The organism is Ferdinandcohnia sp. FSL W7-1320 (assembly GCF_038050315.1).
GTDB lineage: Bacteria > Bacillota > Bacilli > Bacillales > Bacillaceae_L > Ferdinandcohnia > Ferdinandcohnia aciditolerans.
Map to the genome: position 1 here is coordinate 3,686,606 of NZ_JBBPAM010000001.1, position 23,396 is coordinate 3,710,001.

The following is a 23,396-nucleotide window of genomic DNA, read 5'->3' on the forward strand; positions in this document are numbered from 1 at the left end:
GTGAGGGTAGCCTATGTCAAATAAAAAAAAGAAAAAATTAACCCCAGTTCAACAAGAATATCAAGCCTTTCAAGATCAACGGGAGACAAAAAGACCCGTATTTAAAAATTGTATGAAAGCCTTTTTAACGGGTGGCATCATATGCTTGATTGGACAGGCGATTCAGACCTTTTACATATATTTTTTCGATTTTACAGACCAAACAGCTGGAAATCCTACAGTTGCTACCTTAATTTTCATTTCCATGTTATTTACCGGATTTGGGGTTTACGACAGGATTGCACAATTTGGAGGTGCCGGTTCCGCCGTTCCAGTTACAGGGTTTGGAAATGCTGTTATCTCCGCAGCGATTGAACATCGGACAGAGGGGTTTGTTTTAGGTGTTGGTGGTAATATGTTTAAACTTGCAGGTTCAGTTATTCTTTTTGGCGTTTTTTCGGCCTTTGTGATCGCCACCATTAAAACCATTTTAATCACGTGGGGGGGACTGTAATGCTGACCGGTCATCGAACATGGATATTCGATAAAAAACCTGTGATTATTTCTACAGGAACAGTTGTCGGACCATTTGAAGGGAAAGGTAACCTTGCGCGGGATTTCGACCTAATTCATGGGGAGATTTGGTTAAATCAAGATTCATTTGAAAAGGCACATCAAGTTATGCTAGAGGAAGCTTGTCAAAAGGCGATGGAAAAAGCGAATCTGCAAAAGGATCAGATTCAGTTTTTCCTTGGCGGCGATTTAATCAACCAAATCACGCCTACAAGCTTTGCAACCAGAACATTAGGTAGCCCTTATCTTGGTCTATTTGGGGCTTGCTCAACTTCGATGGAAGGATTAGCCCTTTCCGCCTTTTTAGTAAATTATAATGGTGCAAAATATATTTTAACTGGTGCATCTAGTCATAATGCAGCCGTTGAAAAGCAATTTCGCTATCCAACCGAGTATGGTGGTCAAAAACCTCCAACTGCTCAATGGACGGTAACCGGTACAGGTGTCGCCTTAGTTAGTCCTATGGGCAAAGGACCACAAGTAACATCAGCCACCATTGGCAGAATTGTAGATATGGGACTGACTGATCCATTTAATATGGGTGGCGCAATGGCTCCGGCAGCTGTTGACACAATTGAGGCTCATTTAAAAGAACGAAACGTCGATCCCTCTTATTATGATTTGATTGTAACAGGGGATCTTGGTCATATCGGTCGGGAGGTATCCCTTGATTTATTCAAAAAACATGGTACTCCCATTAAGGAAGAAAATTATCAGGATTGTGGTCTACTCATTTATCGCGAGGGGCAGCCTGTCCTTGCGGGCGCTAGTGGTGCAGGGTGTTCTGCTTCAGTCGTGTACGGACATATTTTAAATCGGATGAAAAAAGGGGAACTAAATCGGGTCCTGGTCGTTGCCACGGGTGCACTGCTTTCTCCCCTATCGTTTCAGCAAAAAGAATCGATTCCCTGTATTGCACATGCGGTATCAATCGAAAATGGAGGTGAAGAGCAGGTATGATTTTCTTTTGGGCTTTTGTCATAGGTGGGCTCATTTGTGTGATTGGGCAAATCATGTTTGATGTATTTAAGCTAACACCTGCTCATACATTATGTACATTTGTAGTACTTGGAGCACTTTTGGACGCATTCGGTTTATACGAACCGTTCATCGACTTTGCAGGTGCCGGAGCAACCGTTCCAATTACTAGTTTCGGCAATTCCCTTGTACATGGTGCGATGGCAGAAGCGGAAAAGCATGGGTTGGTTGGTGTGGTAACCGGAATGTTTGAAGTCACAAGTGCTGGAATATCAGCTGCGATTATTTTTGGCATGATTGGTGCATTATTATTTAAACCAAAAGGATAAGGAGAATGTAAAGTGACAGTCGGCTCCCAAGTGAAACAATGTCTTTCCAGTATAAAAAGTATTGAAGCAAGTTTATCCAGCTTGGCATTACGCACGCAAGACACGCTAGCGAAACAAACCTTTCATGAAACCATGATGATCATGGATGAAATAAAAAATGATTTAAAACATCGAGTCAGTGAAATTGAGCGAGAGGAATATCAGTATAAAGGATTTTAAATCAATTGTAAGGAGTTAATCACATGCCAGATTGGTTAGGTATTGCAACACGATCACTAGCATTGCTTTTGGTTTTATTTTTATTAACCAAATGGCTGGGGAAGAAGCAAATTTCTCAGCTATCCTTTTTTGAATATATTAATGGAATTACAATAGGTAGTATTGCCGCTGAGGTCGCTACGGGATTGGATAAAAAAATAGCTCATGGATTAATAGGCATGGGTGTCTGGTTTGCGGTTCCATTTATCGTGGGTATCATTTCATTAAAGAGTAAAACAGTAAGAGACTTTGCGGAAGGAAAAGGAACCGTCTTTATTCAAGACGGAAAGGTAATGGAGGATAACTTAAAGAAAGAAAAATATACGGTTGATGAATTATTAGCAAAACTACGAGATAAAAATGTATTTCAGGTAGCAGATGTTGAGTTCGCAATATTAGAGACAACAGGAACCTTAAGTGTTTTATTAAAAAAGGAGAATCAACCAATCACCGCGAAAGTACTCAATATGGCTGTAGCACCGATTAAAGAATCACAAACAGTTATTATGGACGGAGAAATTATGCATGAACCATTGTCATCATCAGGAAATAGCCTGGAATGGCTAGAAACGGAACTCGATAAAATAGGTGTCAGTATTGAAAATGTGTTTATCGGACAAGTGGATACATACGGACAGCTAACAGTCGATTTATTTGATGATAAGATTAAGTTGCCTTCTCCACAGGAAAAACCATTACTACTTGCCACAATAAAAAAATGTCAGGCGGACTTAGAATTATTTGCCCTACAGACAAATTCCCAATCCGCAAAAGAAATATATCAAAAAAATAGCGAAAAACTCAAGGAAGCACTAAAAAAAGTGACTCCATTTTTAAGCAATTAAAGGGACGCGGGGACAGGTACTGCGTCCCACCATTTTTTTACAAATGATCTCAAAGAATAATGAATTTGATAGTTAACTTGTGACGAGGACTGTCCATCAATACCCAACTTCGAGCGATGCGACAACAATATAAATTAAATCATTTTGGTCGCCTTTTTCCTCAAGGTCGATTCCGCTCGTGGTAAGCATTCCTCTGTCCATAACCTCTACAAAGACTTTTCCGAATGGTATAGACGCTTTAATAGCATCAATATCAAGTTTTTCTTTATCACAGGGAACTAGTTAGTACCTAATCAGGTTAAATCAAAGAACCTTACTGAATCTGGCAGTGTACCAAAGATTGGACAATTAATAACCCGCAAAGTGAACGATTATTGAGAAAAGTATTTAAGGAAGTCGTAAGGATATTAATGTGAACTTCTTCTAGGATGGGTCTATTTCCCTTTACTCTTAGCCACAGGCAGATGTTATTTAACATTGCCGCCTCGAAAAGAAACAAAAAATAGGCTGTCGAGTTTTCGAAAGCCTAATGGTGAAAAAATTACTGGGGGTTAAATTTCAAGGCAATTATTACAACTTAAGCATTATTATAAATTTATATATCTCCAAGATTTCCCTTCCCATTATCAACGGTTAGAGAATGATCCGTATCTCTATCTGTAGCATAAAAAATATCTTTCAAACTTGAGTATCCTACGGCTTTAAGTTCCCCCCTTGACCATTGTTCATCCTTTTGTATCAAATTCAAATTTTGATACTGGATTTTCCCCTATAACAACAGCAATGGGTAGTCCTTTGTATTCAACATTTTGATTTAACATTTTGGGTGTTACTGGCATGCTGTCTTCTTTCCCCAACACACTAATATCACCATTCGGTTCAAGAATTGCATATTGAATATCAATGATATCTGAGTATCCTTTATTTCTAATACTCGACAATAATTCTCGTAAAGAAAGATGACTCTTTTCGAGATTCGATTTAATTAACTTTCCATGTTTAATCAAAATCGTGGGTTCTCCGATAACAAAACGATTAAGGGTTCTGTAGAGGTTAAGCTTTGATAAGACAATATGTATAAGAATGACAATTCCAATCCCGGTCAACACTTGTCCAATTCCCTTTACCTCGATGGGTTTCACAGCTAGTAAGATAATAAAAAAATAATGGTTAAGTCGTGGGGGGTGAACTGAGCCAATGCTGACTTGCCTATAAACCGTATGACAATAATGGTAAGCAATAATAAAAATATCAATGTTCCAATAAATCCGAGCATATCCTACACACCTTAAACTTTACATTGATTTTGCTTGTATATATTGGAGATTCCTCCTGTTTATACATAAAATAATATGTCACTAGAAATAACTTCATATTCACAATGTCTTTGAATTTATAAATAGAAATGATAAAAATAGTAGCTATGTAAAGCCGCTTACATCACATAATATATTTATGAAGATTACAAATATTATTAAAAAAATTTCCTAGTCTGATTAACCACAGTATAAAATTAAAAACATCGAAAAAAAGTATATATAAATACCCCATTCTTGCAATTTCCCAGAATAAAAACTGGCATTTATTCATATAAGTTGAACAAGTAGTATAATTGTGTTTTTAATATTCCTCGTTTTATTTTATATTTCTTTGCGTCAAATCTCATCCGCGTATTAGACAATTAGTGTTGTGTATAAAGTTGGCTATTATCGAACTCTATTTTTGATAGTTAATAAGAATTTTTAAAAATACTATAAATTGAAAACATCATTAATTGTAACAAAATTATTATATGATTTTTAATTCCTTAGGAAAATATAGTGATATATTAGGGAGGTTTTATGGTTGGAATTAAAACATTTGATATTAGATGAAGACGATAATCTAAAAAGACTATATAGCATAATTTGTTATGTACACAATAACCAGGGAGCCTACGATACCGAAGAAGATATTAAATTAACTAAACGTCATTTATCAAATATGATTTTTAATGAATTATATACAGATGGAGAGTGGATTTGTAATAATGAGGAAAGATATCCCTTTTTAAGGGATGATTTCCATAATGTTATTAATAAATGTTTCGAAAACAATATTGAGTATGAACTTTTTCTTATAGTAGTAGATACATTGATCGACAGTGCAAGAATTAGAGTTAAAGCGCTCAATGTCATAGATGAGGTAACTGACGTGAGGAACATAGAAAAGGAAAAAAGGACAAATAAATTTATAAATAAAAATTATTGATTTTCGTGATTTTTTACCGATCGGTTGGAAAAAGAGAGACCTTATTTTTAGTAAATCTTTCATTTGTTTCGGGTGGGTGTTAGTCCCGACGATAATCGTTGGTGAAAGCGAATCTTTATTTTTTAACACCTTAATCTTCCAAAAGCATTTGGATATTACCATACCTGATTCCGGTTTTGACCGTTTACATTAAGTTCTGGAACGGGGAGCCCCTCACTACATCCCAAGCGACTTGTAGTTATTGCAATTTATTTAGATGAAAAGTGAGCTTTTTATTGGATTCTTCAGCTAATACATTACTTCCATTTCCAAGCCACGCAATAAAACCAATTCTAGAAACTTCTAAACCTGTTTTGTACATTTGAAAAATGCAGAGTCATGCAACGGGGAGCAAAGACTTAAAAATTTGACATAGAGCCTCCGCGGGCATGACTACATAGCCAGGAAAAACAGTAGTACCAATAGCCGGCGCACCTAAACAAGGCTATCATTGCCCGCCCTTCATGTAAAGATAGTTTAAGCCAAATTCTTTGCAACATTCTACACTTAAGCTTTACAAACTATTACCCTTGATATTTAAGGATTTCCCCTAAATTTAATTCCTATTTTACAGATAGGTTTCCTTTAAGGGAAAGGTTTAAGTTAAAAAAACACTATTTTTCTACAACCATCCTTGGGCTGGCGGTATGCTCTGAGGAAAATTGAAGATGTTCTCTGGATCGTATTTTGCCTTCACCTGGGTCAACCGTTTGAAGTTACTGCCGTAGTAGGCCTCAGACCAGTTCTTAATTGAGAGATCAGGTGTATTAACGTAAACTCCTTGGGTAAAGGGAAGCATATCTCTTCGGAAGTCCTCTACCCAGCGGATGCCAGAACCCGCCCCTTCTGGAGTACTCCATGTGGACCAGATTGACATGTTATATAAGGCCTTGCGATAGAAGTAGGCCGTTGCATTGCCCGGAACCTTAGCAACTGCACCTCCCAGTCCATGTAACAAGACACTCTTGCTGACCGAGGAGGTGAGTGGCTTGTTGATGAAACGCTGGATCATGTCGATACCCTTGTCTGGCAGCAGTTGATTGACGAAAGGGCCTACACTCTTGAATGGCTCTGAATCTGGCTGGGTATTAGCTATCCGTTCCACTGCCTCTAGCCAAGGGATCTCTTCTATGAACACCTTCTGTGGCGAGCCAGCTCGAAGTAATGGCTGTAGCAATTGGCGTAGCTTTGCAGCCGAGCCTAGAAATACTCCTTGCACTAACAGCAATGACTCCTGCCCTGAAACTATCGTGAGAAGGGGTGTGAATCTCTCGTCAGCGTTAGGAGTAGTATAATTCTGCCAAGTACGTAAAACTGGAATTAGGTCGTTCAAGTTCCAGGAGATGTTAGCGTAGGCAACCGTGTCAATGCGGTGCGTACGGAAGCGAAAGGTAGTACAAATACCGAAATTCCCACCTCCACCCCCGCGCAAGGCCCAGAATAGATCGGCGTTGTGATTTGCATTGGCGAGTAGCAAGTTGCCATTGGCATCGACCATCTCCAGCTCAAGCAGGTTGTCAATCATCAGACCCAACGGACGAGAGAGACTGCTCTGACCACCACCAAGTGTATACCCAGCGATGCCCGTAGTGGGGCAGAGACCGCCTGGCACAACCAACCCCTCGGACCCAAGCGTCTTTAATAAGGTAATGTCCCGTTGACCAGTCTGCACCGTTGCAATGTCACGCTTGCGGTCTACCTCCACCCGTTTCATGTCGCTTACATCAATCACAATACCACCATCAACAACCGACAAGCCCTCATAATTGTGGCGGCCAGAGCGTATGCGGATCGGAATGTCCCAATATCGCGCCCAGCGCACGGCATTGGCCACATCCTGTGTTTCCTGAGCAAAGACAATGACCAATGGAAACCTATTGAAAAAGGTATTGAACTCCATTCGGGCAGAATTATATTCAGGGTCTCCTGGCACAACAATCCGTCCAGTCAATTCGGGTCCTTTCCCCCGTCTCAAAATATCCGCTTTTTTTTTACTCATCCCTATCACATCCATTTCATTAAGATTCTTCCATCATACAAGTTTCATACGAGAATGAAGAGCAATTTGTGAACTAGAAGGTCCGTGTATAATTATTACTATTTCGTGGATTAGATAAGTATAACTTTGTATCAAGATATTTTGCTCTATAAGGCAGGAATTAACGAAGATTTAGTAATGTCAATGCCCTTTATAAAAAAAGCATCTTAAGTTCCGCCCCTCAATTTTTTAACTGTAATTTAAATAAGTAAATTGTATATTTCCAATATTTATTATTAATTTCATTTGTGTTTGTTGATAAAAATATGAAAAAAAGAGGTAAGCTTTATGATGAAATTAAAAATATATGTGCTGATTTTAACTATTTTCTTATTGGTACTTCCTCAGAAAACATTTGCTAATGATGTATTTTATGATGACAATGACAGCCCTATTAGCCTTATGATAGAAGTATTACCGTGGGAAATAGCAAATCGAATACTCCCAAAAGGAAAAGTTTTTACTGTAATTGATGTAGAAACAGGGTTGCTATTTAGTGTTCAGAGAAGGGCTGGCAGTAAACATGCCGATGTGCAACCTTTAACTAGAAAAGACACCCAAATGATGAAAAGAATTTATAATGGAAAATGGAGTTGGGATAGAAGGGCGATAATAGCTCTTGTTGGTGATCAAATGATTGCTGCATCAATGCATGGTATGCCCCATGGTGGAGGTGTACTAAAGAATGGTTTTCCAGGCCATTTTTGCATTCATTTTTTGGGAAGTACTACACATCGATCAGGAAGAATGGATCGATCCCATCAATTAATGATATTAAAAGCAGGAGGAAAAATTGATGAGTATCTAAATAACATTGATCCCTATGAATTAATTACTATTTTTTCGACAGCTATAAATATTCGTGATAAACATATATTAGAACAAACGGTTGACAAAAATGATCATACATCAGATTTGATAAAAGGAGTAAACGACTTTACATACTTTGGAATCAGTCATATGTCATTTTTGCCGGTTGAAGATTTAAATAAACAAATTCTTATAGAGGTTCCTGTGGAAGTCGAATTCTTTCGGAAAAATAGTGGCAAAGAAAAAAAAGAAGTACATTTCATTCTTAGGCGTGATAGTTTAGTCGATAGGTGGTATATAGACGATCAATACATTTTGAAGGAGTTATTCTGAGATGAAAAATAAAATTTGGATAACTACTATTTTTTTAATCATTTTTTCCTTAACAATACCATTAAATATAGAGGTTTACAGCGAGGACCAACAGAGAATGTACCTTAAAATTGACTTATGGTCCAAAGAACTTTATGTAATTGAAGGTGAAAAAGTAATAAAGAATTATAAAATATCACCTGGTACGGATGAAACCCCTACACCAATAGGAACATTTATGATCATTAAAAAAGATAAGGAGTGGGGTGGTGGGTTTGGTACTCGTTGGCTAAGATTAGATGTACCCTGGGGAAATTATGGTATTCACGGAACCAACAAGCCTTGGTTGATGGGGAAGAATATTAGTGGTGGTTGTATAAGAATGCAAAATAAAGATGTAGAAGAGTTATTTGAAATAGTATCTGAAGGTACAGTTGTACATATAGAAGGACCTATCACTGGCATTGGAAAAGGAGAATTTAAACCTTTATCATTTGGTTCAAAAGGAACTTTGGTCCAAATTGTACAAGAAAGACTAAAGTTAATGAGTTTATATAATGGAAAGGTAAATGGAATTTACAATAAGGAAACTCAGAGGGCAGTTGAATTGTTTCAAAAAGAAAATAATTTACCAATTACGGGTGGGATAACAAAAAGAGAGTATATATTATTAGGATTATTAGAATAAATCGTATCTCATTCAATCGAAATGTAACTTAAACCGCATTTGTGCATGTGTAAATGACTATTTATAAAGAGTAAAATAAATAAACGCCAATACCTTAATTAAACTGTACCCCTTGTCAAGGACATTAAAAAAAAGACTAGGCAGCATTAATAAGATGATCTCTGTACTGTACAGGGGTCATCTTATTTAAATCCCATTGGTACCTATAATTGTTGTAGTAAGTCATATAACGCTTTATTTCCCTTTTAAGTTCGTCTAAAGTTGCGCATGGTTTAATATAGGCCTCGTCCTTAAAGTGCCCAAAAAACGACTCTTGTGGAGCATTATCCCAACAGTTTCCTCTTCTTGACATGGATTATCCTAATCCCAACTTCTTAACGTGCTTCTGGAAAATAGGGCTAGTATAGTGGCCACCCTGGTCAGAGTGAATAAAGGCATCTTTTGCTAACTTTACTTTTTGATTCTTTTTAAGTTTTACTAATGTATCAGTGGCTAAATCTAGCGTTATTCGGTCAAGCACATGGTAGGCCAAAATCTCATTAGTTGATCCGTCTTTAATAGTCGATAAATAAGCTTTTTGTCCTTTTCCAAAAAATAAATAAGTGATGTCTGTAAGTAATACTTTCCCTGGGACTTTTTGTTTAAATTCACGGTTTAACAGGTTAGGTAAGACGCTATGTTCCTGTGTAGCTTTAAACATCTTTTTGTACGGATTTGCCCTACGAATTGGACAGACAATATTATATTTCTTCATTATTCTTCTGATCATCTTTAAGTTGTAGATGATATTAAATTGACCTTCTAATGTCATTTTAATTTGTCTAGCACCTTTTTTGCGTCCCTTGAAATTAAAGGCTTTTAAAATGTTCTCTTTTAAAACCTCATCTTTCGAATCCCGTTTTTCACGTTGTTCCTTTGACCGTAAAGAAAAGTAATTATAATATCCAGAGCGTGATACTCCAGCTGTTTCACATAAATAACTAACCATATTTTTGAGTTGATATTTTTCGATAACAGAGTGAATAAGTAGGAATTTTTGTTCAGCTGATAATTTTACTTCTTCAGCCTCCTTTCGGCAAAATCTATCTTTTTTAATAATTCGTTCTCCGCTTTTAGTAAGTTATTTGCAGCTTCCAAACGAGCATATTTTTCTTCTAATGAAAGTTCCTTATCACTATGTCTACCAGAGTTTTCTTTTCGATTATCCCTTAATCCAACTACTCCATTGTCCCTATATGCAGCACGCCATCTCTTACCAGATGATTCAATGCGATTCATTCCGATAATATCAATATCAAAACCATTCTCTTCAAATATTTGTCTTGGAAATTTCCCCTTTTGATTTTCAGTAATGAAGAGACGCTTAAACTCATCAGTATAGGTGATCCCCTTTGGACTAACGGACTTTACATTTGTATTAGCTGATAGTTTCTTAATTTCTCTCTCTGTAAATATTTTTTTGCTCATGTGAAATTTCCCCATTCCCCATCTTTTTCTTAATTATACAAAAAAGTACCCTATAGGTAGACTTTTTTTAGTGTCTACTCTATAGGGTACAGTTTAAATTTAAGGTTTGGCGTTTTCATATACGAAATAGACCATTGAGAACTTTTCTCTATTTGAGCTGGCTAGACTTCCATTTTATAGTCTAATAAAATTTTCCTTAAATCCTGTCTCGGTATTTCCAAATTAATTGTCATCTGCAGAACTTCATCTTCTGTATCGTTTTCTCGGACTGACAATTCAATTTTGCCATCAGAACCAGTGGACAAGTCCTCTATTTTCCTTTCATCGGATTTAACCTCTTCTTGACCATTTACTGATTCTCTGTATAACAGTTCCCACTGTTCATACAAGTTTTTAGCTATGTGATATTCATCAAGATCAGCTTCTGTATCTGTCTGTAATTTTTCTTTCAACCCACGACATGACTCTCCCCATTCCTCTAAGGTCTTCAAATCAAATAATTTTGAAAACCTTGGTTTCATTCTTTCCCAATGGAAATAAATGTTATCACACCATTCCAGCAACTCTTCACGATATTGTATTTCTTCTACTTCTTCCATACCTCTTCATCTCCCGACCATAATTTTCATCCATAATATTCAAAAAACAATCGACATGTTTAAAAGTACAAATAGGTAAATTTCGTTAATGTTTCTGGAAATGAAAAGGTAAGTTGCCCCCGGTAATTGATAATAGACTTATCAAAAGTAAATTATTCAAAATGACACAAACCTTTTATTAAAACATCCTTGATAGCGATTTTTACCTATTTGATAATCACAATTTCATCATATGCTCCGCGATTGTCCAATGCCTAGACGGTTGCCTAATTGTTATTAATTGGAATTATTTGTTCAATAATCATTGCTTTTAAAATTCCAAGTGCAAAGACTTGTAGTTATTCCACCAGATGAAATAGTTATAGCCGAAAGAAAGAAAGTTTCAGTTGAAACGAATAAACCCCCAAGACAAATAACAAGAACATCCATAATGAGAATAATGATCCCAACATTAATTTTAACGAATTCAGAAAAGTACTGGGCTAATAAATCTGTTCCACCTGTGCTTGTCTCGAAGCGAAGCTTAAGACCAATGCCAAAACCAATGAATACACCACCTGTAAATGAACTAAGAATTGGTGAAAATTTTATAGGAACTTGATTGACGTTATGAAAAAGGTCAATAAAAAATGATGATAAAAGCATACCGTGCAAACTATTAAAAAAATATGAACGATACTTAAACCAAGCTAGAGCAAAAATGGGTATACTCAAAACCATTATTGTGAACCCTGCGTTTGTATTCAATAGGTAACTAATAATTAAACCTAAACCAATAATTCCACCATCTAAAACTTTGTTTGGTATTAAAAAAATATTTATTCCCAATGCTATTGACATGCTGCCTACAAGGATAGCAACTGCTTTCATAAAAAATGGCATTTATTAAGTACTCTCCTGTCTAAATGGACGTGTTCTATGTATATGCCAAAAACGTTAACATTATGGACAACTTTTACTTCACTGAATATAACTGCTGAAGTGCAGGTAGACGCAACTTAGCGTAATTTTTCGTTTTGAAAAGTAGGGTCGGAACCAAGGAACAAAGTTTTATGCGCTATTCACCAACATTAGGGAAGAATTTGCAATTGTTACAATCCGGTGAATGTACATGTTTATGGAACTGCTATTTGTACGTTACTATGGACTAGACTTAGGTGACACAACAAAATATACACATATATATTTATTTGGGTGGACATTTTAACAAGAAAGGGGATTTTAACTTATATAAAAGGACGTTGGTATTATGTCGGTAAAAATGCAAAAAATCATAAATATTGCCATGGTCTTATTATCATGGTCAACACTACCTTTTTTGGGCTTACAAAACATAAAAAGATTTCTTCCCGTTTCAATCCTTATTGGTGTAATAGAAGCTATTAATGCAATTATTGGGAAAAGGCGCAAATGGTGGGTTTTTTATAATAAACCAAACTCATACATTTTTAATGAGTTTCCTTTTAATATAGGGGTGTTTTTAGTTATTTCAATTTGGTTAATGAAATGGTCATATGGTAATTTCAAACGTTTTATCTTACTTAACGCTATTGGTAATGCATTCTTTGCGTACCCATTCTCCAAATTTGCAAGAAAAATAAAATATTATACATTGGTACGGTTTAGCCATTTCCAATTTTTCATTTATTTCTTTTCAAAGGCAATTTTATTTTATTGGTTTCAATACCTTTTTGAAAAGGAAAAAAACGATAACCAGCCATTGTAGGTCTAGTAACCCATTTTAAAGGGAATTGTCTATTAATGAAATAAAAAACTACCCCACGTGAGGCAGTTTTTACAGATAGACATTAAATTTATTCAATAATAATATATGTTTTTTTGCAATATAGGTGCATTTCCAATTTACTCCCTTTATTTTACACTAGTCGATAACGTAAATACGATTTTGATACTTCTGCTCTTTCCCTACTAACGAATAGGTATCACGACTTCCTTCTAGAGTATTTACATCATTTGTAGCAGATTATTTAGTTGAAAAAATTTCCTAGCGTTTTTACAATTAAACGGCTGAAGAAAAACCGTGATAACAGACTATACATTGATTATATCCAACTTATTTGAACTCTTTATTTTTTTGTTAAACCCGATCACTAATACAATTTAATAATTGTATTTGGCCCATTTTAAATTAGAAAATTGGGCAAAATCGAAAACAATCTATCAGGTGCTTGTTTTTTCGATTTTGCCCATGAAATACTTAATGTACAAGTAGTCTTTGATGTGTTAGAGTTAAGTGGTCAGAATCTCAAGGCTGAATCACTTCAGGTAAGAAAAGATGAACTTTATGATCTTTTTAGTAAAGCCGATCTCTCTCACATCATTAATCCAAGTAGTGACAAACTCATCCAATTAATTAAATACGAAATAGACCTCGACGCGATTTGGAAGAATGTTACAGAACATATTGCTGAAGGGATTATTGCAAAAAAAATTGATAGCACTTGGGAGGAAGGAAAGCGCACCACTAACTGGTATAAAATAAAAAATTGGCAAGTTGGTGTCTTTTTTATTCTAGGCTACGATAAAAAGAATGCCTTTTTTCATGTCGGGGTTATAAGAAATAAACAAATCTATGAAGCAGGCTTATTTTCACACGGTCTTTCTACTGATGAAAGACAAGCACTCCTTCGTGTTATACAAACAAACTCCACAGAAGAAACAGCTAGTTTTATTAAAGTCGACCCTGGCATCTGTGTTGAACTTTTATATCTAGAGTTGTATAAAGAGCAATTACGACAGCCTAGCTTCTCAAAATTTCGGTTTGATGTGGAATGGCGGGAGTGCACATGGGATAAGCTCATTAAAAATGCCCCACTTCTACCTAAAGAAATTGAGATTACTCATCCTGACAAGCCACTTTGGAAGGATAAATCGATAACAAAACTCGATTATATTCAATATTTGGTTGAAGTTTCACCTTATATGCTTCCTTTTTTAAAAGAGCGTTTATTGACCGTGATTCGTTATCCACATGGGATGTATGGTGAGTCCTTTTATCAAAAAAACTGCCCGGAGTATGCACCTGACTTTATCCAGACCTCTATGTCTGATGGGATTGAATATATTGTGTGCAATGATTTAAAAACCCTTTCTTGGTTAGGAAATCAACTAAGTTTCGAGTTTCACATCCCATTTCAAACGATTCATTCAAAAGGACCATCTGAGATTGTGTTTGATTTGGATCCACCGTCGCGCGCGGCTTTTCCACTTGCTAAAAAAGCCGCATCCATACTGAAAGAAGTATTTGATGGACTGAAACTGATGTCATTTGTAAAGACTTCGGGAAATAAAGGTTTACAGATTTATATACCTCTTCCGGAAAACAAGTTTACGTATGAGGATACGAGACAATTTACTGAGTTTATCGCCAATTATTTAATAACCATGGAACCTGACCTGTTTACGATTGAAAGATTGAAAAAAAATCGGGGAGACCGCATGTACGTAGATTACGTACAGCATGCTGAGGGTAAAACCATTGTAGCACCCTACTCTGTTCGCGGGAATGAGGGAGCCTATGTTGCCACCCCACTATATTGGGACGAAATAACGGATGATTTGTCAATTGAAGATTTTCCGTTGGAAACAATCATTAATAGAATTAACGAAAAAGGCTGCCCCTTTACGCATTATTTTGATGCGAAAGAGAAACAGCCATTTGAACCTGTGCTGAAGTTTTTGAGACAAAGCTAGGAGCGTGGGTCATTGGTTGGAATTGAGGAAAGTGAGTTTTGGGCTTGATGTATTTAGAGTACATGTGGGTTACTTGGTGATGAAGAACACTTCGGCTCTAATTTTGGCTTGAAATGTTCTTCATCAGGATTATGAAGTACACTTGTACTCTGATTTTGGCTTGAGATGTTCTTCATCGGGATTATGAAGTACACTTGTACTCTGATTTTGGCTTGAAATGTTCTTCATCGGGATTATGAAGTACATTTTCGCTCTAATTTTCGCTCGTAATGTTCTTCATCGGGCTTATGAAGTACACTTGTACTCTGATTTTGGCTTGAAATGTTCTTCATCGGGCTTATGAAGTACATTTGTGCTCTAATTTTCGCTCGTAATGTTCTTCATCGGGCTTATGAAGTACATTTGTGCTCTAATTTTCGCTCCTAATGTTCTTCATCGGGCTTATGAAGTACATTTTCGCTCTGAATTTGGCTTAAAATGTACTTCACCAAGCTTATTTAACGTTTGTTTTTCCTTAATTATCCAAAACCCCTATCTTAAATACCACTTTTGCCATGACAATTCCCAGAACTATCCAATAGTCTTGTCATATCAACCATTTATCTGATCACCTTTTCCAACATTGCCCAAAAATCCATTCATATCTACCATTATGCTGCTACTTTTTCCAATATCCCCCAATACCCTTGCCATATCAAGCACTTATCCCATCAGCTTTTCCAACATTGCCCAAAAATCCATCCATATCTACCATTATGCTGCTACTCTTTCCAATATCACCCAATACTCTTACCATATCAAGCACTTATGCTATGACTTTTTCCACCATTACCCAATAACATTGCCATATCTAAGACTTATCCAACCGCCTTTTCCACCATTACCCTATACCCCTACCATATCTAACACTTATCCAACCACCTTTTCCAGAGATTACCCAAACCCCACACCTTATCTACCATTGATTGATCCCATCACTCAAAAGCCACCAAAAAACCCTTCGATATCAACTATAGCTCCCTGCACCATTTCCAATATTCCCAACAACTATCCTTATTCCGCTCTAGCTCTCCTCCTCGTCTCCTTATCAAACAAGCTATACACAATTGGAATGATAAACAAAGTTAACAAGGTACTGCTAATCAAACCACCAATGACGGTAATTCCCATCGGTTGGTTAATTTCGGAGCCTTCACCGATACCGAATGCTAGAGGCAATAGCCCTAAAATGGTTGTGCTGGCCGTCATCATCACTGGTCGTGTTCGATCTTTAACCGCGACAACGATTGCTTCATGAGAAGCCATACCGTCCTCTTTCTTCTTATTAATATAATCAACAATCACAATTGCATTGTTTACCACAATTCCCGCTAGCACGATAATTCCGATGATAGCTGTGATTCCGATTGGAGTGTTTGTGAGACTAAGGCCAATTGCAACCCCGATGACCATTAACGGAACCGTAAACATAATAACAAACGGATATTTTAATGATTCAAACTGTGCTGCCATTACGATATAAATCAATGTTAGTGCAAGCACAAAGGCAAGACCCAATTGATCAATTGAGGATTCTAACAGTTCTTTATCACCACTGTAGACGATGTCTGTTTCATCAGAAAGTTTAAGGTCTGCTACTACTTCATCCACCTTTTTCGAAATTGCACCAAGATTTGTTGTCGTTACGTATTTGACTGTAAATTGTACGGCATTCTGCTGGTCAATTCTTCGTAAAGTTTGCGGCCCCTCGCCTATTTCAATTTCTGCCACTTCGTTTAAAGGCACAAAAGTTGTTGATTGAGTTTTAATAAGCAGGTTCCCTAGACCCTCGATATTGTTTGTAAAGTCTCGATCATAGCCTACAGTAACCGGATAAATTTGATTGTCTTCATCAGTTAGCTGCAACGCTCTTGTTCCTCTTGTAACATCGTTTACCGTTGTTGCGATTTGTACAGGCATAAGCCCTTCCTCAAACGCTTTTTCTTGATCAATCGTAATTTGAAGCTCCTCAATTGTTTTTGAAACATCTGTAGAAACCTCTGTAACATCTTTCAAATCAACCAGCGCTTCTGAAAGCCTTTGAACAGCCTCATTCAGCCTGTTTTTATCTGTATCTTTTACGTGAAACTGCAAAGTGTTTGGAGTTGAACCCGATGAGGATTGTAAATTAAATCTTACTTTTGCCTCTGGATGAAGTTCGAGAACTGGAGACTCAATTTTCGATTTCGTCTCGTCAACAAACTCAAATGTTGAGCGCTCACGTTCCTCGAAACCAACCATTTTCACATAAATTTCTGCTTCATTTGAACTTCCTCCACCCCTGAAACTATTCTCTTGAGTAGAGCCTATCAGGCTTACAAATACATCTACGTCAGCCTCTTTTTCTAATTTATCTTCAATTACTCCCACTATTTTTTGTGTTTCATCTAGTGGCGTTCCATTTTCAAGTTTTAAATTGATTGTAAAGAATCCTTCATCACTTTTTGGAATGAATTCCGTTCCGACTCTAAACAACACGAATATACTGGCCGCAAAGAACACAATCGTGAGCAAAAGGACCATGAGGCGATGTCGAAGTGACCATCTGGTGGCATTTTCTAAGAATCGCATGCCCCATGAAGACTGGCGCTTATTCTCAAGATTTCCATTCGGTTTCTTTAAAAATCGACTGGCTAGCATTGGAACAACTGTTAGTGCCACAACAAGGGATGCGAATAAACTAAACGCGATCGTAACAGCAAATTCAGTAAACAATTCCCCGATAAGACCGGTAATAAACACAACTGGCAAAAAGACCGCTACCGTAGTTAAAGTAGATGCTATAATCGCCGTTCCAATTTCCTTTGTTCCATCTGCAGCAGCTTGTTTTGGTTCTTTCCCCATTGATAAATGACGATAAATATTTTCGATGACGACGATTGAATTATCAACAAGCATCCCAATACCAAGTGCTAGTCCACCTAACGTAAGTATATTTAACGAGAAATCCGAAAAATACATGAGCACAAAGGTAACAATGACGGAATAGGGAATAGCAATTCCGATAATGAGTGGACTCTTAACACTTCTAAGGAAGAAAAAGAGTACAATCATCGCAAACAGTCCGCCTAACAGCAATGTACTTGTAATATTTCCAATGGCGATTTTGACATAATCCCCTTGATCAAACAGTACTTCAGCTTGAACATTTTTATATTTGTCCTGAGAGAGCTTCTTTTCTAGTTCTGTTTGGAAGGCTTTTGATACTTGCGCTGTATTTGCGTCTGATTCTTGGAGGACGCTGACTAACATCGCAGGTTCCTTATTTGCTCGAGTGATGGTTTTCTTTAATTCGGGCACAATTTTAACTTCAGCAAGGTCACCTAGAACTACTTTTTCACCAAGTAGTGGGTCAATTGTTATCGAAAGCTCCTCTAAGTCCTGGACCGACCCCAATGTACTAATTACTCTTGTAGTAAGTTCTCTGCCTTCAGATTCAATTGTATTTCCAGGTAATGAGACGGAATTTGCACGGAGAATGTTTACAATATCAGCCTGGGTCAAGGCGTATTCTTCTAATTGGTCTTGATTAAGTTCGACTTTTATTTCTTTTGTAACAATACCTGACAGATTAACGTTCGCAACACCCTCAACTTTATTGAGTTCAGTTGTTAGACTTTCTGCAAGCTCTTGGAGACCCTTTTCATCCCCTTCCATGCTAAGGGACAATTGAATAATCGGAAACTGAGATGGATCAAATTTTAGAAACCGAGGCGCCTCTGCATCATCGGTAATTTGTGTTTGATTAATCCGACTTAAAATGTCATTTTCAATATCATCAATCGATGTTGTCCATGAGAACTGTAATAAGATTAGTGATGCACCCTCCTGAGAAGTGGAGGACATTGTTTTTAAGCCGGGCAATGTTGATAAACTTTGTTCAAGAGGTTTTGTCACTTTTTCAGAAACTTCATTAGGACTAGCGCCAAAATAATTTGCAACAACTACACCTACAGGTGGATTGATTTCTGGGATTAATTTAAGCGGGATATTCATTAAGGAAACAAATCCTAGAATTATCACTAAAAACATTGTCACCAACGTAAATATTGGTCGTTTTATTGAAAAGTTGCTTATGTTCATAAAAAAAGTACCTCATTTCGCAAAAAGTACAGTATCATTGACATTATACCCATTAAATAGAAAAAAACTGTACACCCTCTAGAGAATGTACAGTTTCTTTTTAACTTATCCTTACATGATTGACTCTTATTCTTTTAAGTCTTCGATTGAGTCAATATCCATGTAAGCTGGTACAACTAAGCCGATTTTTGTGCCTTCAAGGTTTGAACCTAAATCTTCAAACTGACCATCATACTTTTCTACATAATCAGCATGAGTTACAGGTAACCATCCAGCAACGTGTGCATCAACAGAACCATCAGCTACACCAGTCCACATTGGGCCGGCTTCTACTTGGCTCATTTTTACTTTATATCCTAAATCTGTTAAAACCTTACCTACAATATTGGTACTTGCGATTTCACTATCCCATGCAACGTAGGCTAATTTTACTTCTTCGCCATTTCCTTCCTCTACACCATTAGTCCACTCTGCAACTTTATCTGGATTTTCTTCAATCCAATTCGCAGCGGCCTCTTCCGGTTTTGTTCCTTCATTAATATCTACCATTACACTTCCCATATCATCTGATGTCCAATTGAATTGGTCCAAGAACTTATAAACACCTGGCATGTCTTCTTCTAAACCATTTCGTGCAATAGTATGGATGTTTTCTTCCCCACCATATACTCCCTTAGGATCTTCAAGATATTTAAGATCGAAAGCTGAGAATTTCCAGTGAGGTGTCCAACCAGTGATGATAATTGGTTCTTCTTTATCATAGGCCTTCTTAAGTGCTGCTGTCATAGCTGCACCAGAACCTTCAACTACAGTCCAATCCTCAAGACCATATTCTTCAATTGCTGAAGCAGTTGCCTTCATGATTCCTGCCCCTGGATCAATTCCAACAATCTCATAATCTACACTTTCTCCTACAGATGCTGAAGATGTAGATGTAGTTCCTGCCTCATCAGAATTGCCACCACATGCAGCTAATCCTAGAGTAAATCCAATTGCTAATGATGCTTTGACTACTTTTTTTAACATTAAGCAGTTCCCCCTTGTTTAGTTTTTCCTATATTTTGAGTAATCCGATCTAAGATGATTGCAACAATAACAATCGCTAGACCAGCTTCAAAACCAGTTCCTGTTTGCAGTTGTGTAACAGCTCGGTATACATCTGCTCCTAACCCTGGTGCTCCTACCATGGAGGCAATTACCACCATAGATAATGCAAGCATGATGCTTTGGTTAATACCGGCCATAATTGTAGGCATAGCCAATGGAATTTGAACTTTTACTAATCTTTGTTTTGTTGTAGATCCAAAGGCTTCAGTTGCCTCTATTAAATCTTGTGGCACTTGGGTAATTCCAAGTATCGTTAATCGAATTGTTGGTGGCATTGCAAATATAACTGACGCCACAACACCAGGTACAACTCCGATATTAAAGAAAAAGATTGCCGGTAATAAATAAACAAATGCAGGCATTGTTTGCATGAAGTCTAGAATTGGAATCACGATACTTCCCACAGTTTTACTTTGTGAGGCCCATATTCCTAGCGGTATTCCAAGAATAACCGATATTCCCACAGAGGTTAGCACAAGTGCAATTGTTTCAAGCATATTGCCCCAGTAACCAAGGTTATCGATTAAAAATAAACCAATCAATGTAAAAAGTGCAATTTTCCAATTACAAATTTTCCAGGCCACAGCACCCAAGATAAGTGTTAGTAGAATAGAAGGAATAAATCCTAATCCTGCTACAATCCCTTCTACAAATCCTTCAAGTCCTACTGCAATTCCTTCAAATAAAAATTCGAAATTTGAGACTAACCAGTCTACAAATGTATCGATCCAATCCGCTATTGGCAGCTTTGGTAATAAACCTTCCATTATAAAGCCTCCCTTTCATCACTTGGAGGGAGTTGTTCAGCCCCAAAGTCATTTATATATGTGTCATTACCAGCAAGTGCACCGATCACGGCACCTCGTATGACAATTCCCTTAAGTCGATTTTGTTCATCAACTACAGCTACTGGAATAGTAGCTTGTGAAACATCATCGAATAAATCAACAAGTAATGTACTTGTATCAACCGTTTTAAGATTTGTTTCCATGACTTCAGCTAATGGTAATTTTTGCTCGACCGCTTTCGAAGCTTCTACAGCACTCACCGCACCAACAAGTCTATTCTGCTTGTCAACAACATAGACAGTCGATAAACCATTATCTTTCATGATTTTAAGAGCAAGTCTGGCTCCTTTATCAACCTGAACGGTTTCCGCTCGTTTGACGATATGGCCTGCAGTCAGTACCTTTGATAAATCAACATCCTCTACAAATCTTTCTACATACTCATTAGATGGATTCATTAGTATTTCTTCAGGGGTTCCGATTTGTACGATGTTTCCGTCCTTCATTAAAGCGATACGGTCACCGATTCGTAACGCTTCGTCGAGATCATGTGTAATAAAGACGATCGTTTTTTCCATAGAGCCTTGTAACTCAATCAATTCATCCTGCATATCCTTACGAATTAATGGATCTAGAGCACTAAATGCTTCGTCCATTAATAATATATCCGGGTCATTTGCGAGCGCTCTTGCAAGCCCAACTCGCTGCTGCATCCCACCACTAAGTTGGTCAGGATATTGATTTTCATAGCCTTCAAGACCGACTAATTTAAGAGCCTCGAACGCCTTTTGTGAACGTTCATGCTTTGCTACACCTTGAATTTCTAGTCCGTATTCCGTATTCTGAAGAACCGTTTTATGTGGGAATAATGCGAAGCGTTGAAACACCATGCTCATTTTTTTCCTACGTACTTCTCGAATTTCTTCTTTATTCATGGATACGACGTCTTTTCCATCAATAAAAATTTGACCAGAAGTTGGTTCTATTAATCTATTTAAAAGTCGAACTAAGGTAGATTTCCCACTTCCGGATAACCCCATAATGACAAAGATTTCTCCGGGATATACCTCAAAGCTTGCTTGATTTACACCAACGGTTGATCCAGTGCTTTTTAAAATTTCTTGCTTTGTTTTTCCTTCTTTTAAAAGTTGAATAGCTTTTTTAGACGATCGTCCAAAAATTTTCGTTACACTAGAAACCTTTATTTTTGCTTGTTTCTCACTTTCCATTCTGTCACCTCAATTTTTTCTTGCTGAAAACTTGCCTAATACAAACTACCCTTTATGATTTTCAAACAAACTACTGTATCCTATGTAGAAAGCAATAGTCACATTGACCTTTTAATTGTAGTAATGATTTCCAAAATACTCAAAGTTGATATAACGTGATATGCAACCGTAAAGTTTGTAAAGTAAAAACTGTACATACTTTACATCTTAAATGCATAGAATTCCTTCAGTATCCTCCATAATCCTTCCAGCACCTCCCCTTTACATTCATTGTACAAATGAGTAGTCTATATATATCAAACCTTTGATGTAGGATGTGAATCTATTTGCAAGGCATAGACAAGCTAGAAAAAGCCCGAGAACGTGTGATTGATGCGATTGCTCAAAATATGAATTTATATGGAGTAACACCTTCAGTTGGAAGACTTTGGGGTCTCATGTATTTTCATGATGAGCCGATGACGCTGGATGATATGAAACAAGAATTAGGCATGAGTAAAACAAGTATGAGTACTTCCGTTCGTAACTTGGTGGAATTAAAAATGGTTGATAAGGTATGGAAGAAAGGGATTCGAAAAGACCTTTATGAGGTTGAAGAAGACTGGTATCAAACTTTTATTGACTTTTTTACGATAAAATGGAGGAGTGGCATTTCTATGAATGTAAGTGCCATTCAGAAATCATTAGCTGATCTTAAGGAACTCATAGAGGACGAACAAATTAGCGAAGAGGTTAAAGTAGAAGCAGAAAATGATATTGCAAAGTTAAACAATGCGTTAGAATATTATTTTTGGCTTAACCGGTTAGTAGATAGCTTTGAATCACATGAAATCTTTACATTTGTTCCAAAAGAGTAACGTTTATGAACGTTGCTCTTTTTATGTTAAAAACAGATTACGATTCGTCTGTATCCCTCATCAATTTAATACGATTTCATACGTTACTATATGGGGGTGAGAAAATGCCATTATGGGGCTGGATGTTAGTCTTCTTTGGAGGGTTACTCTTTGTTGGTTTTGTAGTAGACCTTATTTCCAAAAAGAAACGTTCTACCGACTCCCGCAGCATTCAAAATCAAATCGATGAAGTAAAAAATAACCAAACAGATTATCATAATTTTCTATAGAATCAAAGAAAGCAGCCCTCAATCAGGCTGCTTTCTACATTATACCTGTACTTCGTGTGAATCTGGATAGTCATTGTCCACCCATGCAACTCCTTCATTTAATTGATAACCAGCAATTGTCACAAGCCCAAGCACGAATAGTAGC

At 37.0% G+C, this 23,396-nt stretch carries 21 protein-coding genes and 2 pseudogenes; 12 read left to right on the forward strand and 11 right to left on the reverse strand.

The window, feature by feature from the left end; genetic code table 11:
• The first annotated feature begins 13 nt into the window (after positions 1 to 13).
• From spoVAC to NST91_RS18195, 5 genes are read left to right on the forward strand one after another with little or no spacing between them, the layout of a single operon-like run.
• Positions 14 to 493, forward strand: a complete 480-nt coding sequence (gene spoVAC, locus NST91_RS18175; protein ID WP_341332256.1) for a stage V sporulation protein AC — start codon at positions 14 to 16, stop codon at positions 491 to 493.
• On the forward strand, positions 493 to 1,512 hold the full coding sequence (gene spoVAD / locus NST91_RS18180; RefSeq protein WP_341332257.1) for a stage V sporulation protein AD: 1,020 nt from the start codon (positions 493 to 495) through the stop codon (positions 1,510 to 1,512). The genes spoVAC and spoVAD overlap by 1 nt, the downstream gene beginning before the upstream one ends.
• Positions 1,509 to 1,859, forward strand: coding sequence for a stage V sporulation protein AE (spoVAE, locus tag NST91_RS18185; RefSeq protein ID WP_341332258.1), 351 nt, complete (start codon positions 1,509 to 1,511; stop codon positions 1,857 to 1,859). The genes spoVAD and spoVAE overlap by 4 nt, the downstream gene beginning before the upstream one ends.
• A 12-nt stretch (positions 1,860 to 1,871) precedes the next feature.
• Positions 1,872 to 2,078, forward strand: coding sequence for a DUF1657 domain-containing protein (locus NST91_RS18190; RefSeq protein WP_341332259.1), 207 nt, complete (start codon positions 1,872 to 1,874; stop codon positions 2,076 to 2,078).
• A 23-nt stretch (positions 2,079 to 2,101) separates the two neighbouring features.
• The gene (locus NST91_RS18195) at positions 2,102 to 2,962 is read left to right on the forward strand and encodes a DUF421 domain-containing protein (protein WP_341332260.1); all 861 of its coding nucleotides are present in this window, start codon (positions 2,102 to 2,104) and stop codon (positions 2,960 to 2,962) included.
• Positions 2,963 to 3,058: 96 nt separating this feature from the next.
• On the opposite strand, the pseudogene NST91_RS18200 reads toward NST91_RS18195, so the two are convergent.
• From NST91_RS18200 to NST91_RS18205, 3 genes and pseudogenes are all read right to left on the reverse strand, one after another.
• Positions 3,059 to 3,241, reverse strand: a pseudogene (locus tag NST91_RS18200) (Lin0512 family protein); the annotation flags it as partial.
• A 316-nt stretch (positions 3,242 to 3,557) separates the two neighbouring features.
• A complete protein-coding gene (locus NST91_RS26325) occupies positions 3,558 to 3,710 on the reverse strand; it encodes a hypothetical protein (protein ID WP_445724495.1) in 153 nt (50 codons plus the stop codon).
• On the reverse strand, positions 3,688 to 4,071 hold the full coding sequence (locus NST91_RS18205) for a DUF421 domain-containing protein (protein WP_445724496.1): 384 nt from the start codon (positions 4,069 to 4,071) through the stop codon (positions 3,688 to 3,690). Before NST91_RS18205 ends, NST91_RS26325 begins: the two co-directional genes overlap by 23 nt.
• Positions 4,072 to 4,807: 736 nt before the next feature.
• Here NST91_RS18205 and NST91_RS18210 point away from each other — a divergent pair.
• On the forward strand, positions 4,808 to 5,212 hold the full coding sequence (locus NST91_RS18210) for a hypothetical protein (protein ID WP_341332261.1): 405 nt from the start codon (positions 4,808 to 4,810) through the stop codon (positions 5,210 to 5,212).
• Between the two features lie 661 nt (positions 5,213 to 5,873).
• Here NST91_RS18210 and NST91_RS18215 read toward each other — a convergent pair.
• Positions 5,874 to 7,250, reverse strand: a complete 1,377-nt coding sequence (locus tag NST91_RS18215) for an FAD-binding oxidoreductase (protein WP_341332262.1) — start codon at positions 7,248 to 7,250, stop codon at positions 5,874 to 5,876.
• 327 nt (positions 7,251 to 7,577) lie between these two features.
• Between NST91_RS18215 and NST91_RS18220 the strand changes: the two genes are divergently transcribed.
• The gene (locus NST91_RS18220) at positions 7,578 to 8,432 is read left to right on the forward strand and encodes a hypothetical protein (RefSeq protein WP_341332263.1); all 855 of its coding nucleotides are present in this window, start codon (positions 7,578 to 7,580) and stop codon (positions 8,430 to 8,432) included.
• Between the two features lies 1 nt (position 8,433).
• The gene (locus NST91_RS18225; RefSeq protein ID WP_341332264.1) at positions 8,434 to 9,099 is read left to right on the forward strand and encodes a L,D-transpeptidase family protein; all 666 of its coding nucleotides are present in this window, start codon (positions 8,434 to 8,436) and stop codon (positions 9,097 to 9,099) included.
• A 136-nt stretch (positions 9,100 to 9,235) separates the two neighbouring features.
• Here the strand turns inward: NST91_RS18225 and NST91_RS18230 are convergent.
• The 3 genes and pseudogenes from NST91_RS18230 to NST91_RS18240 all read right to left on the reverse strand — a co-directional run bounded on the left by NST91_RS18230 (position 9,236) and on the right by NST91_RS18240 (position 12,047).
• A pseudogene (locus NST91_RS18230) lies at positions 9,236 to 10,566 on the reverse strand (IS3 family transposase).
• 161 nt (positions 10,567 to 10,727) lie between these two features.
• The gene (locus tag NST91_RS18235; protein WP_341332265.1) at positions 10,728 to 11,165 is read right to left on the reverse strand and encodes a hypothetical protein; all 438 of its coding nucleotides are present in this window, start codon (positions 11,163 to 11,165) and stop codon (positions 10,728 to 10,730) included.
• 294 nt (positions 11,166 to 11,459) lie between these two features.
• The gene (locus tag NST91_RS18240) at positions 11,460 to 12,047 is read right to left on the reverse strand and encodes a YitT family protein (RefSeq protein ID WP_341332266.1); all 588 of its coding nucleotides are present in this window, start codon (positions 12,045 to 12,047) and stop codon (positions 11,460 to 11,462) included.
• 367 nt (positions 12,048 to 12,414) lie between these two features.
• On the opposite strand from NST91_RS18240, the gene NST91_RS18245 reads away from it, so the two are divergent.
• Positions 12,415 to 12,891, forward strand: coding sequence for a hypothetical protein (locus NST91_RS18245; RefSeq protein ID WP_341332267.1), 477 nt, complete (start codon positions 12,415 to 12,417; stop codon positions 12,889 to 12,891).
• A 431-nt stretch (positions 12,892 to 13,322) separates the two neighbouring features.
• Positions 13,323 to 14,879: a DNA ligase D gene (gene ligD / locus NST91_RS18250; RefSeq protein ID WP_341332268.1), complete on the forward strand. Its 1,557-nt coding sequence runs from the start codon at positions 13,323 to 13,325 to the stop codon at positions 14,877 to 14,879.
• 1,053 nt (positions 14,880 to 15,932) lie between these two features.
• Here the strand turns inward: ligD and NST91_RS18255 are convergent.
• The 4 genes from NST91_RS18255 to proV all read right to left on the reverse strand — a co-directional run bounded on the left by NST91_RS18255 (position 15,933) and on the right by proV (position 22,125).
• Positions 15,933 to 19,001 (reverse strand): efflux RND transporter permease subunit, encoded by a 3,069-nt coding sequence (locus NST91_RS18255; protein WP_341332269.1) that lies wholly within the window; start codon positions 18,999 to 19,001, stop codon positions 15,933 to 15,935.
• Positions 19,002 to 19,127: 126 nt separating this feature from the next.
• Positions 19,128 to 20,027 carry a glycine betaine ABC transporter substrate-binding protein gene (locus NST91_RS18260; RefSeq protein ID WP_341332270.1) on the reverse strand — a complete coding sequence of 300 codons (900 nt, stop codon included), beginning with the start codon at positions 20,025 to 20,027 and terminating at the stop codon, positions 19,128 to 19,130.
• Positions 20,027 to 20,875, reverse strand: coding sequence for an ABC transporter permease (locus tag NST91_RS18265; RefSeq protein WP_341332271.1), 849 nt, complete (start codon positions 20,873 to 20,875; stop codon positions 20,027 to 20,029). Before NST91_RS18265 ends, NST91_RS18260 begins: the two co-directional genes overlap by 1 nt.
• Complete coding sequence (proV, locus tag NST91_RS18270; protein ID WP_341332272.1) at positions 20,875 to 22,125, reverse strand: glycine betaine/L-proline ABC transporter ATP-binding protein ProV; 1,251 nt, start codon at positions 22,123 to 22,125, stop codon at positions 20,875 to 20,877. Before proV ends, NST91_RS18265 begins: the two co-directional genes overlap by 1 nt.
• A 326-nt stretch (positions 22,126 to 22,451) precedes the next feature.
• Here proV and cudC point away from each other — a divergent pair, with 326 nt between their 5' ends.
• Positions 22,452 to 22,982: a choline uptake/conversion transcriptional regulator CudC gene (gene cudC / locus NST91_RS18275; protein ID WP_341332273.1), complete on the forward strand. Its 531-nt coding sequence runs from the start codon at positions 22,452 to 22,454 to the stop codon at positions 22,980 to 22,982.
• 5 nt (positions 22,983 to 22,987) lie between these two features.
• Positions 22,988 to 23,251 carry a hypothetical protein gene (locus NST91_RS18280; protein WP_341332274.1) on the forward strand — a complete coding sequence of 88 codons (264 nt, stop codon included), beginning with the start codon at positions 22,988 to 22,990 and terminating at the stop codon, positions 23,249 to 23,251.
• The last annotated feature ends 145 nt before the right edge of the window (positions 23,252 to 23,396 follow it).